General features: G+C 62.9%; 12 protein-coding genes. 4 read left to right on the top strand and 8 right to left on the bottom strand.

All coding sequences use genetic code 11. The features are described from left to right. The first annotated feature begins 68 nt into the window (after nt 1-68). Nucleotides 69-1202, top strand: a complete 1134-nt coding sequence (locus O7B34_RS12810) for a site-specific DNA-methyltransferase (protein WP_337146377.1) — start codon at nt 69-71, stop codon at nt 1200-1202. A gap of 65 nt (nt 1203-1267) precedes the next feature. On the opposite strand, the gene O7B34_RS12815 is transcribed toward O7B34_RS12810, so the two are convergent. Together O7B34_RS12815 and mutY are read right to left on the bottom strand one after the other, a co-directional pair. Continuing rightward, the gene (locus tag O7B34_RS12815; RefSeq protein ID WP_337146378.1) at nt 1268-1879 is read right to left on the bottom strand and encodes an HAD family hydrolase; all 612 of its coding nucleotides are present in this window, start codon (nt 1877-1879) and stop codon (nt 1268-1270) included. Further along, nucleotides 1872-3011 (bottom strand): A/G-specific adenine glycosylase, encoded by a 1140-nt coding sequence (gene mutY / locus O7B34_RS12820; protein ID WP_337146379.1) that lies wholly within the window; start codon nt 3009-3011, stop codon nt 1872-1874. Before mutY ends, O7B34_RS12815 begins: the two co-directional genes overlap by 8 nt. A gap of 53 nt (nt 3012-3064) precedes the next feature. Between mutY and O7B34_RS12825 the strand changes: the two genes are divergently transcribed. From O7B34_RS12825 to smc, 3 genes are all read left to right on the top strand, one after another. Then, a complete protein-coding gene (locus O7B34_RS12825) occupies nt 3065-3565 on the top strand; it encodes a DUF721 domain-containing protein (protein ID WP_027142382.1) in 501 nt (166 codons plus the stop codon). A 164-nt stretch (nt 3566-3729) separates the two neighbouring features. Beyond that, a complete protein-coding gene (locus tag O7B34_RS12830; protein ID WP_337146380.1) occupies nt 3730-4473 on the top strand; it encodes a DsbA family protein in 744 nt (247 codons plus the stop codon). A 123-nt stretch (nt 4474-4596) separates the two neighbouring features. After that, on the top strand, nt 4597-8055 hold the full coding sequence (smc, locus tag O7B34_RS12835) for a chromosome segregation protein SMC (protein ID WP_337146381.1): 3459 nt from the start codon (nt 4597-4599) through the stop codon (nt 8053-8055). A gap of 144 nt (nt 8056-8199) precedes the next feature. Here smc and O7B34_RS12840 read toward each other — a convergent pair whose 3' ends face one another. The 6 genes from O7B34_RS12840 to O7B34_RS12865 form a co-directional block, all read right to left on the bottom strand. Beyond that, nucleotides 8200-8955, bottom strand: a complete 756-nt coding sequence (locus tag O7B34_RS12840; RefSeq protein ID WP_337141615.1) for a GGDEF domain-containing protein — start codon at nt 8953-8955, stop codon at nt 8200-8202. Between the two features lie 138 nt (nt 8956-9093). Then, nucleotides 9094-9756 (bottom strand): thermonuclease family protein, encoded by a 663-nt coding sequence (locus tag O7B34_RS12845; protein ID WP_337146382.1) that lies wholly within the window; start codon nt 9754-9756, stop codon nt 9094-9096. 46 nt (nt 9757-9802) lie between these two features. Continuing rightward, nucleotides 9803-11002 carry a penicillin-binding protein activator gene (locus tag O7B34_RS12850; protein ID WP_337146383.1) on the bottom strand — a complete coding sequence of 400 codons (1200 nt, stop codon included), beginning with the start codon at nt 11000-11002 and terminating at the stop codon, nt 9803-9805. A gap of 97 nt (nt 11003-11099) precedes the next feature. Then, complete coding sequence (locus O7B34_RS12855; protein WP_337146384.1) at nt 11100-11843, bottom strand: lytic transglycosylase domain-containing protein; 744 nt, start codon at nt 11841-11843, stop codon at nt 11100-11102. Nucleotides 11844-11871: 28 nt separating this feature from the next. Next, a complete protein-coding gene (locus O7B34_RS12860; protein ID WP_337146385.1) occupies nt 11872-12240 on the bottom strand; it encodes a hypothetical protein in 369 nt (122 codons plus the stop codon). Between the two features lie 25 nt (nt 12241-12265). Continuing rightward, nucleotides 12266-21646: an Ig-like domain-containing protein gene (locus O7B34_RS12865; protein ID WP_337146386.1), complete on the bottom strand. Its 9381-nt coding sequence runs from the start codon at nt 21644-21646 to the stop codon at nt 12266-12268. Between the last annotated feature and the right edge of the window lie 202 nt (nt 21647-21848).

Consider the following 21848-nt stretch of genomic DNA (forward strand, 5'->3'; position numbering starts at 1 on the left):
ACCGAATATTTACGCTGATCGGTAACCATAACGGCGAGTAAACAGTAACGCGTGCCTTGGGTGTGAAAATGTCAGCCGTGCGTCTTCTCGACGAGCTCTCCTACGCTCCCCAGCAGTCCGAGTGGCTGGACACCATCCTGAAAGGCGATTGCGTCGCGGCCCTTGACCGCCTGCCGGAAAAGTCGATCGACGTCATCTTTGCCGATCCGCCCTACAATCTGCAGCTGGACGGCGATCTGCACCGTCCCGACCAGTCCAAGGTCGACGCGGTCGACGATGACTGGGACCAGTTCGAAAGTTTTGAGGCCTATGACGCCTTCACCCGCGCCTGGCTGCTGGCGGCGCGCCGCGTGCTGAAGCCCAACGGCACGATCTGGGTCATCGGCTCCTACCACAACATCTTCCGGGTCGGCGCCAAGATGCAGGATCTCGGCTTTTGGATCCTCAATGACGTGGTCTGGCGCAAGACCAACCCGATGCCGAATTTCCGCGGCCGCCGCTTCCAGAACGCGCATGAGACGATGATCTGGGCCTCCCGCGATCAGAAGGGCAAAGGCTATACCTTCAACTATGAAGCGCTGAAGGCGTCGAACGATGATATCCAGATGCGCTCCGACTGGCTGTTCCCGATCTGCACCGGTGGCGAGCGCCTGAAGAACGACAATGGCGACAAGCTGCATCCGACGCAGAAGCCCGAGGCGCTGCTTGCCCGCATCATGATGGCGTCGACCAAGCCGGGTGACGTCGTGCTCGACCCGTTCTTCGGCTCCGGTACGACGGGTGCCGTGGCCAAGCGCCTCGGCCGCCACTTCGTCGGCATCGAGCGCGAGCAGGCCTATATCGACGCCGCCAATGAGCGCATCGATGCCGTGCGGCCATTCGACGAAGCGGATCTTACCGTGCTTACCGGCAAACGCGCCGAGCCGCGGGTCGCCTTCGTCAGCCTGATCGACACTGGGCTGATGACGCCCGGCGCCACGCTCTACGACGCCAAGAAGCGCTGGGCCGCCAAGGTTCGCGCCGATGGCACGGTGGCGATCGGCGACAGCGCCGGCTCGATCCACAAGATCGGCGCCGAGGTGCAGGGGCTGGACGCCTGCAACGGCTGGACCTTCTGGCATTATGAGCGCAGCGGCGGATTGACCCCGATCGACGAACTGCGTCGCATCGCCCGCCTCGGCATGGAACGGGCAGGGGGCTGACCCCCTGCCGCTTGCATCATATTCGTTGATTCAAACTCTCAACGGATCGCCGCAAGCGATAGAGATCACGCCTTGATTCCAAAGCGTTCAAGATCTGCCTGAAGCGTACTGGCATCGGTGAACAGCACCGCCTGCCAGCCGGCGGCCTTGGCGCCGTCGACATTTTTCTGGCTGTCGTCGATGAACAGCGTCGCGGACGGTTCGAGGCCGAACGCGGCCACGTGGTAGTCGTAAATGCCGCGGTCCGGCTTTATCTTGCCGATCTCGCCGGAAATGGTGACGCCGCGCGGACGATCGAGGAAATCGAAGCGTTCGCGCGCTTCTGCCAGCGTGTCGGAGGCAAAGTTGGTCAGCATCGTCACATCATGGCCGCTGTCGATCAGGCCGAGCATAATGGCGACGCTGTCGTCATAGGCATGCGGAACCATCTCGTGCCAGTGGCGACGGAAATTGCGGATGTTTTCGGCGTGCTCGGGATGCTCCGCGATCAGCAGCGCCTCGGCATCTTCCCAGGTCCGGCCGCGATCCTGTTCGATGTTCCAGTCATGCGTGCAGACATTGTCGAAGAACCACTTTCGCTCTTCGGCATCGGGAATGAGGCGGCTGAACGGAATGTTCGGATCGTAATGGATCAGCACGCGGCCTATGTCGAAAACGATGTGGCGGATTTCAGTCATGGGGCCTCTTTGTACTCAATGGCGACGGCTTTTTCGTCGCGCCGGGTATCGCAGCCTCGATTGCCTTTTTCATGACAGTGGGCAGCGCCTCGCCTGAAATCTCATGGGCCAGCGACCAGAAATACCCTGCCAGTGCATCACCTTTGATGTGGGCGCGAAAGACTTCGAGTTCGAGCGCGAAATGGGTGAAGACATGCGTGATTTTTCCGGCGCGCAGCCAGTTGCCGGGAAAGGGCGCCGCCGCTTGCGTGGTGGCTCCGTCCGCCCGCGCCGTCCAGGCGGTGGTCGGCACTTCCGTCATGCCGCCAAGCAGGCCCTTTTCCGGCCGCTTGCGCAAAAGAATGGCGCCGTCCTCACGTGTGGCCACGAAAGCCGCGCCGCGCCGCAGCGGCTTGTCGGCTTTTGGCCGCCGCACCGGGAAATTCTCGGGGTCGCCCGCAATGACGGCGCTGCAGTCCTCGCGCAGCGGGCACGGCATGCAGCGTGGCCGGCGCGGCGTGCAGATCGTGGCGCCGAGATCCATCATCGCCTGGGCGAAGTCGCCGGGCCTTGTCGCCGGCACCATGCGCTCGACATGGGTCCGTATCTCGGGCTTGGCTTCGCTCAGCGGCGTCGTGATCGAAAACAGCCTTGAGATGACGCGTTCGACATTGCCGTCGACAACGGCCGCGGGACGGTCGAAGGCGATTGCCGTGATCGCCGCCGACGTATAGGCGCCGATCCCCGGCAATTCTCGAAGTTCGGTCTCGGTGCCTGGAAACCGGCCGCCGCGTGCCGCCACCAGATCGGCACAGGCCTTGAGATTGCGGGCGCGGGAGTAATAGCCGAGCCCCGCCCAGGCTTTCATCACATCCTCGGTCGGCGCCGCTGCCAGCGCTTCGACATCGGGCCATTTCTCGACAAAGGCGCGGAAATAGGATTTCACCGCTTCGACGGTGGTCTGCTGCAGCATCACTTCGGACAGCCAGATGCGGTAGGGGTCGGGCCGCACGCCGCGTGCATGCTCGCGCGGCGTCACGCGCCACGGCAATTCGCGATGATGCGCGTCGTACCAGGCGAGCAGGCGCGACGCCGTATCGTCTGAGATGGCCTTGCTGGTCAGGGCCTTGCGGGTCTGGTCTGCTGGTGCCATTGATCTTGCGTTGGCCTGGCCGGTATCTGCTGGGTCGTGGCTGGAGAACGCACATGGCAGGGAAAAGGCCCTTCGGCAATCCCGTTCCGGTGAGCGACCTCGCCACCGAGATCCTCGATCCGGTGCTGCGCAAGCGGGCAGGCATATCGATCGGTCTTGTCCAGTCCTGGGAAGAGATTGCCGGACCGCGCCTGGCCATCCACTCGCGGCCCGAAAAGATCCAGTGGCCCCGCCGCCTGCACGAAGACGATCCGTTCGAGCCGGCCGTGCTGGTCATCGCCTGCGAAGGCATGGCCGCGCTTCATCTGCAGCACGAGACCGGCGAGATCATCAACCGGGTGAACGCCTTCCTGGGTTTCAGGGCGATAGGCCGGATCAGGATCGTGCAGAAGCCGGTAAGCTCGGGAAGAGCCCGGCCCAAACCTGCCCTCAGGCCACTGAGCGCGGCGGAAAAGGCGAAATTGGCCGATACTGTCGGGCTGATCGAGGATGACGGGCTGCGCGCCTCGCTGGAACGGCTGGGTGCGACCATTCTGGGCGCTAGGAAAGCCTAGTTATGACTGGCAACGGTCATAGGTTTGTCGTTAATCTCTCGCATTCGTGATCACCCTCGTCAGGTTTCGCGATTGGATTGGGGACAGGGATGCCTTAATTCGCGCCAACTCTCGCTTTTTCGTGCCATTGCATTGCAAAATCCAACCCTTATCAGGTGATTCGTATGAGCCGTACCCCGTTTGGCCAAAGCTTCTCTCGCAGAAACGTCCTGACTTCGCTGGCCGCTATCCCGGCGGTGGCCCTGCTCGCCGCCTGCAGTGACTCCGGCGAACAGGCCAAGGCTGCGGATGTGAAGCCCGCGGACCCGGGGGCGCCCGCAAAACCGGCCACGCCCGCCGCGGTCCAGGTGCCGGAAGCGCAGGGCACCGTCGACATGACCGAACTGATGAAGCCGGGTGCGCTGCCCGACAAGCAGCTCGGCAAGGATGACGCCAAGGTCACCATCGTCGAATATGCCTCGATGACCTGCCCGCACTGCGCGCATTTCGCCGAGACCACCTTCCCGGATTTGAAGACCAAGTATATCGATACCGGCAAGGCCCGTTACATCCTGCGCGAATTCCCGTTCGATCCGAGCGCCGAAGCCGGTTTCATGTTGGCGCGCTGCGCCAAGGATAACTATTTCCCGATGGTCGGTGTCTTGTTCAGGCAGCAGGCGAACTGGGTCGGCGTGTCCAACACAAAGGATGCGCTGCTGCAAATCTCCAAGCTTGCCGGTTTTACACAGGAGTCCTTCGAGGCCTGCTTGACGGACCAGAAACTTCTGGACGATGTGAGATCGGTCCAGAAGCGTGGCGCCAATGAATTCAAGGTCGACTCGACACCGACCTTCTTCATCAACGGTAAGACCTACAAAGGGGCGATGTCGATTGAGGAAATGTCGGCCATCATCGACCCTCTGCTCTGACATCAGCTCAGCGCCGAAGCGGCAGCGCTCCGGCGCTGCCTGCCTCTCTATCTGTTCGCGCGCTATGCGCCCTGTCGCAAAACCTCGGTACAGTTTTGCGGAACCGGTGTATGAGGCGCGTGAATGAAGTTTTCGCGCCTCCGCCTCCTTGGTTTCAAGTCCTTCGTCGAACCCGGCGAGTTCGTCATCGAACGCGGCCTGACCGGTATTGTCGGGCCGAACGGGTGCGGCAAGTCGAACCTCGTCGAGGCGCTGCGCTGGGTGATGGGCGAAAGCTCCTACAAGAACATGCGCGCGTCCGGCATGGACGACGTGATCTTTTCCGGCTCGGGCACGCGCCCCGCCCGCAACACCGCCGAAGTCACGCTGTTCCTCGACAACAGCGACCGCTCGGCTCCATCAGCCTTCAACGATGCCGACGAACTGCAGGTGTCGCGCCGTATCGAGCGCGAGGCCGGCTCGCTCTACCGTATCAACGGCAAGGAAGCGCGCGCCAAGGACGTGCAGCTTCTGTTCGCCGACCAGTCGACCGGCGCGCGCTCGCCCTCGATGGTCGGGCAGGGCCGTATCGGCGAACTGATCCAGGCCAAGCCGCAGGCGCGCCGTGCGCTGCTCGAAGAGGCGGCCGGCATTTCCGGGCTGCACACCCGCCGCCACGAGGCGGAACTGCGGCTTAAGGCGGCCGAGCAGAACCTCGAACGCCTGGACGATGTCGTCGGCGAACTGGAAAGCCAGATCGAAAGCCTGAAGCGCCAAGCGCGCCAGGCTTCCCGCTTCAAGAACCTGTCCGCCGACATCCGCAAGGCCGAAGCAACGCTCTTGCATCTGCGCTGGACGTTGGCCAAGACGCAGGAAGGCGAGGCGCGTTCGGCACTGGCGACGGCCACGGCGCTCGTCGGAGACCGCGCCGCCACGCAGATGAACGCGGCCAAGGAGCAGGGCATCTCCGCCCATCGCTTGCCTGACCTGCGCGACGCGGAAGCCGCGGCTGCCGCAGCCTTCCAGCGGCTATCGATCGCCAGGTCGCAGATCGAGGAAGAAGCCGGCCGCATCCGCACCCGGCAGGCCGAACTCGAGCGCCGGTTGCAGCAACTCGACGGCGACGTCGCCCGCGAAGAGCGGATGGTGCGCGACAATGCCGACGTACTCGAGCGCCTGCGCGCGGAAGAGGCCGCGCTGAACTCCGAAAACGCCGGCGCCGCGGAGCGAGAAGCCACTACCCGCGCGGCATTCGAACAGGCCGCCTCGACGCTTGCGCAAAGCGAAGCCAAGCTCGCCGCGCTGACCGCCGAGCGCGCCGAGGCCGCCGCCTCGCGCCATCAGATCGAACGGACTTTGCGCGAAACCGCCGAGCGGCGCGATCGCTTCGCCCGTCAGCTCGCAGATGTCGATCGGGAGTTATCGGACATCCTCGCCAAGGTAGCCGGCCTGCCGGACCCGGCCGAGAAACGGATCCTGGTCGAACAGGCGCTGGCATTGCTGGAAGAGTCCGAGGCCGCGGTGGCGCAGGCCGAGCAGTCGGTCATCGATGCTCGTGGCGCCGAAAGTGCCGCTCGGCCCCCGCTTCAGGACGCCAAGGCGGAACTGGCTGGGATCGAGACCGAAGCGCGTACGCTGGCCAAGATCCTGAACGCGGCCAGCGGCGATCTCTTCGCTTCCGTGCTGGAGCAGATCAGCGTCGAGCGCGGCTTCGAGACGGCCCTGGGCGCGGCCTTGGGCGAAGACCTCGACGTGCCGCTCGACCGTAGCGCACCGGCGCATTGGGGCGAAAGCGAAATCCAGCCCGGCGACGCCGCGCTTCCGGAAGGGATCAAGAGCCTTGCCAGCGTGGTTCGCGCGCCGGCACAACTTGCCCGCCGCCTGGCGCAGATCGGCATCGTCGAGGCCGCTGACGGCCGCCGGTTGCAGGGGCTTCTGGCTCCCGGCCAGCGCCTGGTCAGTCGCGAGGGCGCGTTGTGGCGCTGGGACGGTCTGACCGCCAGCGCCGATGCACCGACCGCCGCGGCACAAAGGCTGGCGCAGAAGAACCGGCTTGCCGAACTCGATGCCGAAGCGGTGCAGGCGACGCTCGTCCTGCGCCAGGCCGAGGAGACGCTGGCACAGGCCGAGCAGGCGCTGCGCCAGGCAAGCGAAGCGGAGCGAACCACACGCCAGGCCGGACGCGAAGCCCAGCACCGGCTGGACGCCGCCCGCAATGCGCTGGCCGAGGCCGAAAAGGCCGGCGGTGAACTGTCGAGCCGGCGTGCCGCGCTGGACGAAGCGCGCGCCCGCATCGTCGACAGCCACGAGGAGACATCGGCGGCTTTCGTCGAGGCCGAGATGCTGCTGCAGGACGCGCCGGATCTCGGCGACCTGCAATTGCAGCTCGAACAGTCCTCGGCCAATGTCTCTCGCGACCGCGCCACGCTTGCCGACGCGCGTGCCGTCCATGAGGGGTTGCGGCGCGAAGCCGAGGCCCGCACGCGACGGCTGGACGCCATCGGCGCCGAGCGCAGCAACTGGCTGGTGCGTGCCGAAAACGCCTCGACACAGATCGCCTCGCTCGGCGAACGCAAGGCCGAGGCCGAGGCCGAGCGCGAACGGCTGGCCGATGCGCCCGACGAGATCGACGCCAAGCGCCGTGCGCTGCTGTCGCAACTGACCGAGGCTGAGACCTTGCGCAAGGCGGCCGCCGACCGGTTGCAGGAAGCGGAGAACAGGCAGGCCGAACTGGACAAGGCGGCCACATCAGCCATCCAGTCGCTGGCCGAAGCGCGCGAAACCCGCGCCCGTGCCGAGGAACGGCTGACGGCGGCGGACGAGCGCCGGCTGGAGGTCGAGGCGCGCATCCAGGAAACGCTGAACACGCCGCCGCATCTGGTCATCCGCCACACCGGCCTGGAAGCCGGCGACCCGATGCCCGAGATGCCCGAGATCGAACGCCAGCTCGACCGGTTGAAGATCGAGCGCGAACGGCTCGGCGCCGTCAATTTGCGCGCCGAGGAAGAGCAGAAGGAGCTTTCCGATCGCCTGGAGGCTATCGTGTCCGAGCGCGAGGACATCATCGAAGCGATCCGCAAGCTCAGGCAAGCAATCCAGAGCCTCAACCGTGAAGGCCGCGAGCGGCTGCTAGCCGCCTTCGATGTGGTGAACAGCCATTTCCAGCGGCTGTTCTCGCATCTGTTCGGTGGTGGCACGGCGGAATTGCAACTGATCGAATCCGAGGATCCGCTGGAGGCGGGACTTGAAATCCTGGCCCGTCCGCCCGGCAAGAAGCCGCAGACCATGACGTTGCTGTCGGGCGGCGAGCAGGCGCTGACGGCGATGTCGCTGATCTTTGCCGTGTTCCTGACCAATCCGGCGCCGATCTGCGTGCTCGACGAAGTCGATGCGCCGCTTGACGATCACAATGTCGAGCGCTTCTGCAATCTCATGGACGAGATGGCCAACACCACCGAGACGCGTTTCGTCATCATCACCCACAATCCCATCACCATGGCCCGCATGGACAGGCTGTTCGGCGTGACCATGGCCGAGCAGGGCGTCAGCCAGTTGGTCTCCGTCGACTTGCAGGCCGCCGAAGCGATGCGCGAGGCGAGCTGACGCCGACAGCGCCGCGGGATCTGCGCGTTCGCCCTCAGCCAAGGATCGTAGCGAGGGATCGCGGGCGGTAAGCCACGCATTCTGGCATCGACTTTCCCGATTATCGCAAAAGTCGCGGCAAAACCGAACAAGTCTTGGAGGGCGTCAGGCTGAAGCGGGTTGAATGCGCGACAGTGCAAAACCGCCTTTGCCCGACAAGCTCTCTTCCGCTGGCCGGAACATGTCCTCGAAGTCCAGGTCCTGCTCGAAAACCACGCCTCCGACGGTGACGGCCAGGATCTCCTCGGCGCCCTGAGGGGCAAAATAGACCTGCGAGACACTGGCGCGGATACGCTCGCCAACTGTCCTGGCTTCGGCCTCGCTCGTTCCGGGAAGGAAGACGCCGAACATGGACGCGCCTATGCGGCCGACGACGTCTTGCGAGCGCACGCAAGACCGGATGGTCGAGGCTATCAGGCGCAAGGCTTCGTCGCCCCAGCTCAGGCCGAAGCGCAGATTGATGGCGTTCAGATGTTCAGGATGAATGACCAGGAAGGCGCCCGATCGCTCGCCAGGTGGGGAAGACCTGATTGCCCGTCTCTCGATCAGCGACGTGAAAACCTTGCCGTTCAGGCAACCGGTCAGCGTATCGAAGGTAGCGGCCCTGTTAAGTTCCCGCCTATAGCGACGGATCTCGGCCAGTTTCAGGCCTATGAACACAAAAAGCGGCAGGCAGATCACCAAAGGCAAAAGCGTTGCGGTGATCATGCCACGCCCGAAAGGCGTCAGCGTCTCGCTGAACAACAGCAGGTAGTTCAGGATCAGGGAGACGCACAAGCTGCCGATGGTCCCAAGGAAAGCCAACCAGGCGACATTCTTCCATTCGTGATGGGCCGGGACATCAGCTGCTGCGTTGCTCATCGTCGATCTCCGTTCGAACGCCAAGCATAAGACCCGCAAGTTACGATTTCGGTTTCGAAGAACAATACAATTTGAGACGTATCGCCAGCTTTTTGAACAGACGATGCGGCCCTTTGTGGCGAATCCGATTGCTGCCGCCTACGGGGGGCCGAAGATTCCCATCTCCGCCGTCCTCGCAGTTGCTTCGGCCTTGCCATAGATGCCGCCCGGCAAGGCCAGCGCCCAGCCATTCGATACGAGCCAGGCGCCGACATCCTGTTTGCCCAGCCTGCATGTCGCCGCGACAGGGAAGCGGTCGACCGCCGGAGGTACAAAACAGCTCAGCGCCCGCCCGCGCATCCAGTTGTTGAAAGCCGCGCGCGCCCGCTGCCCGCAAGGCCAGGCACTCTCGTGAAACAGGCAGACCCTGTCGGTCGCAACGCTTTGGGTCCCGCTGATGAACAATTTCCGCCCCATGGATTCGAAACCGGCCGACGACGTGGCCACCGGATGGTACAGCGGTGTTTCCTGCCAATCCTTGGGCATCGATGGCTTGGGTTGTGGGGCGAGGCCGAGATCGCCAAGGGGCAAGCGAGGTTCCACCCGCTCCATGCCGGACCCCTCGATCCGCGGCGGTGCGATGAGATCCTGGGCAATCTTGCGGGCTGAATTGACGATCGATCGAACCGGGTGCTGCGCGACTTCAACGCTGACGTCCGGGGCCGGGTTGGTGACGGTCCGTTCGACAGGGAACAGGGTCGCTGCCTTGACCAGCAGCAGGATGCCGACGAGAAGCTCGAGGCTTGCGACCGCGATCATCATGCGAAGGCGTCCGGCTTGTCCCATCAGGCCTGCCGCGCCCAATTCGCTAGAAGCTGGACGTCGATTTGGCAACCGGTTTGAGCGCGCCTTTTTCAATCCGGTAAAACGGCATCGAGCGTTCGCTGGATCCATCCGCGCGGAACCTGAACAAGCCGGTCGATCCGCGAAATCCGCTCCGGTTTTCGAAAACCTGCCTGTTGAAACCGTTAGGTCCGGCAGCGCTCGCGATCCCTGCGGTCAAGGCAACCATGTCATAGGCATAAGCGACATTGACGTCGGCCTGGTAGTTGAAGGTTGCCTTGAAACGATCCGAAATCGGACCTGTTTCGTGTTGGTCGAGCGTCGCGATATAGGCGCCTTCGAAAAGTGGACTGGTCGGATGCTCCAGCCAGCGGTTCGTGCCAACCACGGAGGTCGATTTTCCAGGAATGCCCTTTGCCTTCAGGGCGATCAGGATTGGCGACGGATTGCTGTCGCCGCTGGCAACGATCACGGCATCGGGCGCGTCCACCAGCGAGCCCATGTCCGCCACCGCCTTGGCCGCGCTGTCGGCGCTCGTATAGGGTATGGTGATTGCAAGGGCGGCTCCATACACGCTGAGGCTGTTGGCGACCCGTTTTTCGACGATATCGGCACTCGCGCCCGCTGGCACCAGCAGGACGAACTTCTTGCCGCCCTTGGCCGCGATGGCGCCGGCGCCTGCCGCGGCGCTGTCCGCCTCGCTGAGGCATACCGCATAGACGCCCGGGCCACCGGCAAAATTGTCCGCGAGAGCCAGAACCACCGGCCGGTTTGAGCCCGACAATTTGGCGACATGCTGCGCCGCCGCCAGTTCGGTCGGACCGATGACCACTTTCGCTCCCGAAGTAATGGCTTTAACCGCCAGTTGCTGGGAGTAGGTCGCGTCTCCCCTCGTGTCCTCGATGGTAAGCGTCAGCAGGGGGTTGCCGAGATCAGTCATCGCGAGCTTGGCGGCGTCGAGCATCTTTCTGCCGTTTTCGCCTGCGGATCCGGAGGCGGAGAGGGGCAGCAGCATGGCGACTTTTGTGGGGCCGGTGCCGAGTGACTGCGTTGTCAGGCTTGCATTGGCGACAGCAACGGCAGCCGGCTGATTGGGGGCCTGGATGGCAGCGGGATCGAGCGCGTCGGACACCGCGCCTTTCGATTGGCAGCCGAGCAACGACATTGCCAGCACGGAAGCGACCACCCATGTCCGCGGGCCGTGGACCGGCCGGTCAAATTCCATTTTTTGCTCCCACCCTGTCTGCCGCGCATGGCGACGACATGTCTTTCCCGGTCTCGTCCGCACGATATATCATGGCGGCCCCATTCGACCGAAGTGCTCAGTCACGGAACAGCTCGGCCCTGAGCGCTTTGATGCGTCTGGCCTGCTCCACGGTTCGATAGTCGGCACATCTCATGTAGCGTGGGCCGGGCACGAAAAACCTGCGCACACAGACACGCTTTGCCCCTGTCGGCATGCTTTCCTGCGAAAGGGCAGAAAACCCGAATGTCGCCACAGGCAACGGCCCGGCTACCTCCAGGCCATCCCTTGCCAGTATGGCTCTCGCACGCTCGCAATAGCGAACGGAAAGTGCCGAGAACCGGGTCTCGTTGTGGCCAGCGCGATATTTCATCACGGTCGTGCACAGATCGCCGCCGGCGAGCTTGTTCGCGAGCGCCAGATACTCGACGCCAAACGCGATATTGGTCGCGGGCGCGCTGAGATTCTCGAGCGAACCGCGAAAGCCGAGCATGCGCGCGGTCGCCGGCATGACTTGCATCAGTCCGACTTCTCCAGCGCCCCCGCGTGCGTCAGGATCGAAGCCGCTTTCGATCTCGATCACGGCATGCGCCAGTGCCGGTTCAAGACCGTAGATCGATGCCTGACAGGTCGCGAACGCCTTGTAGGTCTCGCGCGACCACTGGGCTGCGGCACTGCAGTGCATCCGCCGCGTTGCGATGTCTGATGTTGCCTGTTCGACGGAAGACGGTTCGAATTCCCTGGCTGGCGCCGCCGGCACCAGCCAACCGGTCAGCGCAATCGCTCCGGCGATCACGGCGAGCGATGCGCGATCGCCAATCATCGGACCCGCCGGTGTGCTCTCGCTGCGGTCAGTTCATGTACTCGACCATGCGGTCGTGAAAGCACTCGCACTTGTTGAGCGTGTCTTCGTCCTTGTAGTTGGTCTTCAGGTAGCCGTAAGCCATGCCGCAGGCGACCTTGGCTTCCGATGCCCAGACGAAGACCGGCCGGGATGAATGGATCCATTCCGGGCTGTTGGCGACGGCGACCGACTCGTCCATCAGCTTCACGACCTGTTTCGTGAGGTCGACCGTGTTGTCGGTCAGCACGAGATTGGACGTTCCAACGGTGCGGCAATAATCAGCCGTCGGGCCTTCGATGATGTCGGCGGCATAGAGTCCCGTCGACAAGATCGACAGCAGACCGGCTCCGAAAGCCACTCGCAAAATTCTGTTCATGTTGCTTACCCCGTCCCTTTCGCGCTTAGGCCACGTCCTGCTTGGTGCCATGGCTGTCATCATAGAGTATTTTGACTGCTTCGGCGGCGCTGTGGAACGTATAGTTCTCCAGCACGGCGACTGTATGGTAGTTGTCCCCGCCGCCATTCGTATCGACCTTGACCTCGGCGTTGGCCGCGTTGGCCGAGGACTGCGCGATCTCCACGAAGCCGCCGGCTTCGAGGTCGGTGACGCCGGCCAGCCCCTTGAGCAACGCCGTAAGATCGATCTTGTCGCCGTTCGCGCCATCGTGGAAATCAGCGATCAGATCGGCAACCTCGAGAGAGCCGACAGTGAAGGTCTTTGTACCGTCAGTAGCGACAGACGGCTCCGTCGGTGCAACAAGCGAGGTGTCGAGTTCGACCTCGACATAGTTGCCTGTCGTGCCGTCGGCCATTTGGAAGGTTCCGTTGCCTGTCACGGTCTGCCCGTCGATTTCACCAACAGTCGCGGTCGCCGCTATGTTGATGGAAACGATACCGTTATCGGCAAGGTGTGACAATTCCCCGACATTACTGATGCCGTTAGCGTCGGCGTCCTTCCAGATCAGCAGGCTGTCGAAAGCCGCGTCGTTATGGTCGATGACACCGTCATGGTTGCTGTCGAGCGACGCCAGCGCGGCGGCGCCGTTGGCGAAGTGGCCGCCGTTGAAGTTCGGCGTGAACAGCTCCGTGCCGTCATCGATCTTGCCGTCATGATTGAGATCGATCGCCAGTATGCCGTCGTTCGACGTGTTCCAGGCGAGTTGTTCCTTCGTGCCATCACCGTTCATGTCGAATTGGACACCGTGGCTGACATCGGAGAAGGCAAAGCCATTGTGGTTCAGGTCGAGAATGACGGGATCGATCGATCCGCCCATGAGGGTGTCCAGGTTCGCAACCGTGACGTTCTGCAGATCGACCAATGCTCCCACGCCGGCACTATCGGTTGTCTGAGTGTACACGAAGGTGTGGTTTACGCCCAAGATCGTTGCCGTGAACGCAAGTGTTGCTCCGGCGTTGCCGATGTCCGTTCCCATGAGATATTGGACGGCCGCCGCTAAACCTGACGTTGTGGTGATAGTCAACGACGAGCCACCGGCATCGGTCCCGAAGAAACTGGCGATGCCATTAGTAACCGAATGAGATTCAACAGTATCTCCGCCGATCGTCAACACGGAGTCTCCTGCTCCATCGACGAGGCCGGCTGTGGCAGCCACTAGCGTACCCGGCAGAGTCAGCTTGTCGGTGCCGGCGACGAAGTCGGTGATGATGTCGTAGCCGGAGATCGTGCCGGCGTTGCCCGATCCGCCGATGACGGGGGTCGAATCGCCAGCCCCGATCACGAAGGTGTCGTTACCGGCGCCGCCGGTCATCGTATCTCTTCCGAGACCCCCGTCGAGCAGGTCATTCCCGTTACCGCCGTTGATGAGATCATTGCCTCCGCGGCCGATGATAATATCATCCCCTCCGTTTCCAGATAAAGTATCGCTGCCGGAGCCGCCGTATATCTGATCTGCCAGCAAAGCATTGCCATTGACGACTATGCCTGGGTTTCCTGGGTCGAACACTTGCAAGGCGAAATTAAGCATCCGGGCCTGGTCATTGCCTGGAGTGATGTCGTCATATTGTATTGTCCAGGTTTCGCCGGCGGCGACCGGATTCAGCGCAATGTATTGCGCAAGTGTCTGCGAAGGAGTTGTCGTATTCACGATCGTGTCGAAATCGACCACAGCTGTCATAAGCTGTCCGTCGAATACCCACGTGTTTGGGTTTCCATCGGCGACGGATACTGCCTGGAACTTTATTCCATCCACATAGATATAAACATTGACCTGAGCTTCGAGAGCGTTGCCGTTTTGATCCCCCGCTTGAATTGGGATCGAATATCCCGGTCGGTTCTGAAAATCGGTCCGTAGCGTGATAGAGCCGGCCGAGGCATCATTGTTGACGGCATTTGCGAACTCGGGGTTCAAGACAAAGGGAGCGTCCGCATCGTTGCCGGATGTGAGCGGGCTGTTTTGGCTGCCTTGTATGTTGCCCGTCGGCCCCGGAATGCTGGTCGGCGGAACCTCGTGAATACCTACAGTCTGCGTAGTCGTGAGAGTGCCATCGGAGACACTCAGCACAAGATTGGAATTGACCGTGTCGGTAACCGCAGCCGTCGGTCGGTAAACCAGATCATCCAGCAGGTTGATATTGGCGGATGGGTTGTAGAGCACCGTGTTGACCGTCAGTGCGACGTAGTTTGACCCATTGTAATAGAACACCCCTGAAGGCACTCCGGTCGCAGTGACGATGAGGTTGTCGCCATCCGCATCGGTAGGGATCGTGACGAGCAGAGGATACCCGCTTGGATAGGTCGGCGTGCCGCTGGTCTGCTGCGCGGGGTCACTGGGCATCCAATTCTGGGTATCCGCCACAACCGGCGCGTCATTCATATTCACGGTCAGCGAAACAGTGGCTGTCGATGTGTCGCCGTCGCCGTCCTTGATCGTGTAGGTGAAGGTGTCCCCGCCGTTGTAGCCGCTCGTTGGCGTATAGGTGAAGGTGCCGTTGTTGTTGTAAACCACGATGCCGTGGGCGCCGTTTGTCGTTACTGTGACCTGGCCTAGTGTTGGGGCATTGTCCGTATCCACGCCATCGGCACCGAAGACGTCGTTGCCGAGCAGGCCGGTAAGAGTGGTGGGTCCAGTGATGGTCGAACCCCACGTGTCGTCATGGGCTGTCGGGACGTCATCGACGATGGCGATGTTGATGGTGCCGGTGGTGGTGTTCCCGTTTGCGTCGGTGACCTGATAGGTGAAGCTCTCGGCGGCATTGACGGTATCGGTGCCGGCGGTTGCCGGTCCGTGCACGGGTGCGGTCAGCGTATAGACATAGCTGCCGTCGGTGTGGACCTGGATGGTGCCGTAGGTTCCGGCTGTGGCGGCATTGCCGCCGCTGGCCAGCTGATAGGTGAGCGGTGCGAAGCCGCCGGTGGCATTGAGCTGGTTAGCGGCATCGGTCTCGGCGGTCGAGCCCGGCAGCGAGCCGGTGACGGTGCCGTGGGTGAGATCGGCTCCGGTGGTCGAGGTGTCGAGGGCCGCCTCGTTGACGGTGACATCGCTGTTGGTGGGAGCGAAGAGGCCGGCATCGCTGAGGTTGATGGTCAGCGTCGTGGTCGACAGGTCGCCGTCGCCATCCTTGAGGGTGTAGACGAAGACGTCGGTCGTCGCCGAGGAGATGTTGTTGGCGGTCGACTGGTAGGTGTAGGAGCCGTCTGCGTAGAGATGCAGCGTACCGTGCAGGCCGACGATGTCGGTGTTGACGCCACCCGATACGGCGGTGATTGTGTTGCCGCCTGCGGCGCGCACGCCGTCGATGGTGGCGCCGTCGGCACCGGCGATGTCATTGACCAGCACGCCGGCAACGGCGGCAACGCTGAGCAACGCGCCTTCATTGACATTGCCGCTGTCGGTGGCGGCTGTCGGGACGTCATCGACGATGGCGATGTTGATGGTGCCGGTGGTGGTGTTCCCGTTTGCGTCGGTGACCTGATAGGTGAAGCTCTCGGCGGCATTGACGGTATCGGTGCCGGCGGTTGCCGGTCCGTGCACGGGTGCGGTCAGCGTATAGACATAGCTGCCGTCGGTGTGGACCTGGATGGTGCCGTAGGTTCCGGCTGTGGCGGCATTGCCGCCGCTGGCCAGCTGATAGGTGAGCGGTGCGAAGCCGCCGGTGGCATTGAGCTGGTTAGCGGCATCGGTCTCGGCGGTCGAGCCCGGCAGCGAGCCGGTGACGGTGCCGTGGGTGAGATCGGCTCCGGTGGTCGAGGTGTCGAGGGCCGCCTCGTTGACGGTGACATCGCTGTTGGTGGGAGCGAAGAGGCCGGCATCGCTGAGGTTGATGGTCAGCGTCGTGGTCGACAGGTCGCCGTCGCCATCCTTGAGGGTGTAGACGAAGACGTCGGTCGTCGCCGAGGAGATGTTGTTGGCGGTCGACTGGTAGGTGTAGGAGCCGTCTGCGTAGAGATGCAGCGTACCGTGCAGGCCGACGATGTCGGTGTTGACGCCACCCGATACGGCGGTGATTGTGTTGCCGCCTGCGGCGCGCACGCCGTCGATGGTGGCGCCGTCGGCACCGGCGATGTCATTGACCAGCACGCCGGCAACGGCGGCAACGCTGAGCAACGCGCCTTCATTGACATTGCCGCTGTCGACATGGGCGGTGGGTCCATCATCATTGATGGCGATCGACAGCGTCGAGTTCGATGCACTGCCATCTTCGTCGGTGACGACAACGCCATAGTTGGCGAAAAGCTGGTCAGCTGCGCCGGTGATCCCCACGCCCGGATGCGCAACGTTGTCGGTCAGCGTGAAGCTGTAGGTGACAGTGCCGCCGGCGTTTGTTCCGCTGAAGCCCGTGATCGTGAGCGTGCCATAGGTCGGGCCGCCGACAATGACGACCGGAACCGAACCGGAATTGGCCAGATTGGCGTAGCTGATGATGGTCGTGCCGACCTGCAGCGATCCCAGACCATCGGGCGAAGTGAAGGCGAATGTGCCGACGGCGGTTTCCGAATGGTCGGAATTGTTGTTTGGATTGCTATCGGACAATTCTCCCGACCCTGCGGGATTGGATCCGTGTGGCGGCAGTCCCTTCTCGTCGACCGTCGCGTCGCCGCCATCCGCCTGAAGCGTCAGGCCTGAAATGGTGACGATATCATCAGCACCGTTGACGGTGATCGTCAGGGACGCCGGCGAAGTGTCGCCGTCGCCATCCGTCACGGTGTAGCCGAAGCTTTCGTTCAGGCTCTGGCCCGCCGAAAGACCCTGGACCGCGGCATAGGCAGCCGGATTCTGGGCCTGCGTATAGAGCACATAGCTGTAGCTGCCGTCGGCGCCCACCGTGAGCTGGCCGTAAGTCCCGTTGACGTGGTTGGTGACAGCGCCATCCCAGGCGATCGCGCCGAAGCCGTCGCTGCCAAGATGATCGGCGTGGCCGTCGGTGATATTGGCGTCGCTGCCGCCGGTGCCGGTAACGACATTGCCGTCAGCCGTCGTCGGTCCGTCCTCGGTCACCGAATCCTGATCATTGACGGCCGCCGGGCCGTCATCCTGGAATTCGACGCTCAGGGCGACATGGGAAACGGCGGTGGTCGAATCGCCGTCGAAATCTGTGATCGTCGCCTTGACGTGCAGATCGGCGGCGACGGTCGCGATGTCGTCGAAGGCAGCCGCACTGCCGCCATCGATGCTGTGCGCGATCGGTTGATACTGGCCGATCCAGACCGCACCGGTCGGGTCGACATAGACCTTGAATACGTCGACGCCGTTGGCCGACCCCACGAGAACGCCGTCGGCGTTCGTCGAGAGCAGAATTGTGGCGCCACCGATCGTCTTCAGTCCGGAATCGACATTGACGAGCGCATTTCCGTTGGCATCGGTCACCGCGAAGGAGAACGTGGCATTTTCGTCGGCGCCGACCGAGGCGTTGAAGAGCCCGAGCGCGCTTGCCGACGATTTCGCATAGCCGAGCGCGTCAGCCTCCTGGACCAGAGCCGGCGGGGGCAGGGCCGTATCGTTGGCCGGATTGGGGTCGGCGGAATTGTTGACGCCGGCGGATTCGTCATGGCTGACCCGGAAGACCTCGGTCTGTGTGGTGACAGTCGTGATCTTCGCCTCGATGCCGAAGATCTTGAACGGATTCCCCCCGCTCAAGGTGGCATCGGTGCCGCCCGCATTGGAATCGAACGTGAAGTTGTTGTAGTTGCCCACCTTGAGCTGGTCGAATGGGGTGCTGCCCACGACTTCCACGGTAGCGCCATCCGGTACCCCGGCGAAGGCGTAGCCGACCTGCACGCCGCCTTCGAAGACGGCGGTGCCGGCTGTGAGCACGCCATTGACCGTCACGGTGAACGGCTCGAACACGCCGCCATCCTTAGCGCCGATGAACAGGACCGCACTCTCGATGCCCTTGGCTTCGGCGACGTCTATGGTGAAGGCGACGGATGACACATCATAGGAACCGCTATCGGTGATGGTCGGCGGATTTGGATTGTTGGCCGTGACCACGAGGTTGTTGACGAAATCCATGGTCAGGATTTCAGGTCCGGTCACACCTGGATGGGTCTCGTATCCATCGATGATCTGGCCGTCGCCGACGCCGATCTTGGTGCCGGTGGTGTTGACGGAATTGTCGCCCTCATTGACGTCGACGCCGGACAGCTTGATGTCGTGATTGCCGGCGCCGTCCATGCCGCGAACATCGGTGTTACCGGCCTGCAGCGTGTAGACGATCGTTTCCGTGGTGGTGGTCGTCGTGGTGGCGGCATCCCGCGCGGTGATCTGCGGAACATCGTCGAGCACCTGGACCTTGAACGTGCCGGCCGCCAGTTCGACGGTGTCGCCATCGCCATCCTTGGCAATGATGAATGACGAAAAATCGATCCCGCCATTCGCAAGCGTGTTTTCCGTATTGTCACCCACGGCGCCGTTCAGCGTCGGATGGTCGATCTGATCGATCAGCGTGAAGACGTATGAGCCGTCGGCGCCGACAGTCAGCGTAAACACCGGTCTGTCCGTGCCCGCCTGGTAGCCGGCTCCGCCGCCGATATCGACATAGCCGGTGAGCGTGGTGCCGTCGGAGACAATCAGGACATCCGCGCCCTTCGAGTCGATGCCGGAGTCGGAAGGAGCAGCTTGCGTGACCAGCCCAAAGGCCGATGTCGGGTTCGGACCGTCCGCACCGAAATCGACGAGAAGATTCAAGGCACCGGCGGCGCCTGTGGCAATGGCCGAGTTGGTCCCGGCTACTTCGCCGGGCTGGGAATTGTCGACATTGCCGACAGACTGGGCATTGTGGAGGCCGTCCTCATCGACATTTGCCGTGAGCTGGGCCGTGCCGATGGCTTTCGGCACGTCGTCGATGATATTGACGGTGATGGTGCCCGTGGTGGAATTGCCGACGCTGTCGGTGACCGTATAGGTGAAGTTCTCCAGCCCCGAGATGGTCTGCGCACCGTCATCGGCCTGGGCGTTGAGATGGTTGCTGGTCAGCGTGTAGACATAGCTGCCGTCGGTATTGATATGGATTGTGCCGTAGGTGCCGACGGTGGTCTGCTCGGTATAGGTGAGCGCGCCGACACCGCCCGAGGCGTTGAGCTGGTTGGTCGCGTCGGTCTCGGTGGTCAGGAGCGGCAGCGAGCCGGTAACGGTGCCGGCGGCGAGATCGGCACCATCCTTGTTGAGGTCGAGTGCTGCTTCGTTGACGGTGACGTCGCTGTCGGCCGGAGCGACCAGCCCGGCATCGCTGAGATTGATGGTCAGCGTCGTGGTCGACAGGTCGCCGTCACCATCCTTGATGGTGTAGACGAAGACGTCGGTCGTCGCAAAGGTGATGTTGTTGGCGGTCGACTGATAGGTGTAGGACCCGTCGGCGTTGAGATGCAGCGTGCCGTGCAGGCCCGCTATGTCGGTGGCGACCCCGCCAGTCACAGCGGTTGAAGTGTCCGCACCAGCGGCGCGCACGCCGCTGACGATGGCGCCGTCGGCGCCGGCGACGTCGTTGGTCAGCACGCCGGCCGCGGCCGTGACGGTGAGCAGGACACCCTCGGTCACGTCGTTGCTGTCGGCATGGGCCGTCGGCACGTCGTCGATGATATTGACGGTGATGGTGCCCGTGGTGGAATTGCCGACGCTGTCGGTGACCGTATAGGTGAAGTTCTCCAGCCCCGAGATGGTCTGCGCACCGTCATCGGCCTGGGCGTTGAGATGGTTGCTGGTCAGCGTGTAGACATAGCTGCCGTCGGTATTGATATGGATTGTGCCGTAGGTGCCGACGGTGGTCTGCTCCGTATAGGTGAGCCCGCCGACACCGCCCAAGGCGTTGAGATGGTTGGTCGCGTCGGTCTCGGTGGTCAGGAGCGGCAGCGAGCCGGTAACGGTGCCGTGCGTGAGGTCTGCGCCGGTGGTCGAGGTGTCGAGAGCTGCCTCGTCGACGGTGACGTCGCTGTCGGCCGGAGCGACCAGCCCGGCATCGCTGAGATTGATGGTCAGCGTCGTGGTCGACAGGTCGCCGTCGCCGTCCTTGATGGTGTAGACGAAGACGTCGGTCGTCGCCGAGGTGATGTTGTTGGCGGTCGACTGATAGGTGTAGGACCCGTCGGCGTTGAGATGTAGCGTGCCGTGCAGGCCCGCTATGTCGGTGGCGACCCCGCCGGTCACAGCGGTTGAAGTGTCCGCACCAGCGGCTCGCACGCCGCTGACGATGGCGCCGTCGGCGCCGGCGACGTCGTTGGTCAGCACGCCGGCCGCGGCCGTGACGGTGAGCAGGACACCCTCGGTCACGTCGTTGCTGTCGGCATGGGCCGTCGGCACATCGTCGATGATGTTGATGACCAGGTTGCCGGGAGGAGCCGTGTCGCCATCGCCATCCGTCACTCCAACCGCAAAATTCACGCTCGTATTGTCGCCCGAGGTGTTGTCGCCGAGAGTATAGGAGTAGCTGATCGTGCCAACGCCCGAGGCAGCATCAAAGACATAGCTTGCGGTCAGCGAGCCGGTAGCGTCGCTGAAGGTCTGCGGGGCACCGGTCAGCACATGGCCGCCCAGCGTCACTTCCGACACGCCGTCCGGCGAGGTGAACCCGATCGTGCCCGATACCGTCTCGGAATCCGACGCTGCATCCGAGCCGGCCGACTCGCCACCACGGGCCGGAAGGCCGGCCTCATGGACCGTCGCTTCCCCTATGGCGCCAATGGAGGGAGTGGAATCGTTCTCCAGGAGGCTCGGGAACAATTCGCGATGATCCGGCTGCCCAAATTGCAGGTCCGTTGGTGGCAGGAGGGCCGACAGGCCGAAGCCGTCGCCGATCCCGCCGGCAGGCTGTTCGAAATTGCCGCCGGCGCTCGAGGTCGAACCTCCCGGGCCCGCCGATATCGAGCCGTCCGCGCCGAAGGCGACATCGACATGGCTCGCTTCCAGCGCGGCGATCAAGGCCACACGCGGCACTTCGACTTCGCCGATGATGAAGGTCGGCACATTCAGGGCACCGTCCTTGATGACGATGACCGAGCCGTCCGCCTGCTCGAGCACGAGGTTGTGGCCGTCGACCTTGATGTTGTCGATCGAGACGTTGGCGGGAAGCTTTACGACGTTGCTTGCGTCAGCCACGTATTCGTGGGGGGCATTCGCCGCTGGCGGAGCAGCCGCTGGCGCGCCGCCGCCGACATCGACCGGCACAGGCTCGGCCGCTGCCGGCGCTGTTTGAGCCGGCGCCGCTGCTTGCTCGGCCGGCGCGGCCTGCGCCACCAACTGGATCGGCGCTGTCAGGTCGTGGTGATCGTTGGAGACGGAATGCTCGTCCCACGAGTTCGAAACGTTGTCCAACTCAATACTGGTCGTCATAGCTTTAACCCCTCCGGCATTTCCCGGAAAGAGACAGGCGGCGCCCCGACTTTGCAACGGTCCGTCAATCCATTCTATATATTTGGATATGCGTTCGATGACTTTTTTTACGCTTGGTAAACTGTGAACATATAATCAGTTATATCTTGCTTGGAATGCGCGGCGCTTTGCCACGACTAGCGCGAAAAACTTGGTAAATAGA

Source organism: Mesorhizobium sp. Cs1299R1N3, assembly GCF_037179625.1.
Taxonomy (GTDB): domain Bacteria; phylum Pseudomonadota; class Alphaproteobacteria; order Rhizobiales; family Rhizobiaceae; genus Mesorhizobium; species Mesorhizobium salmacidum.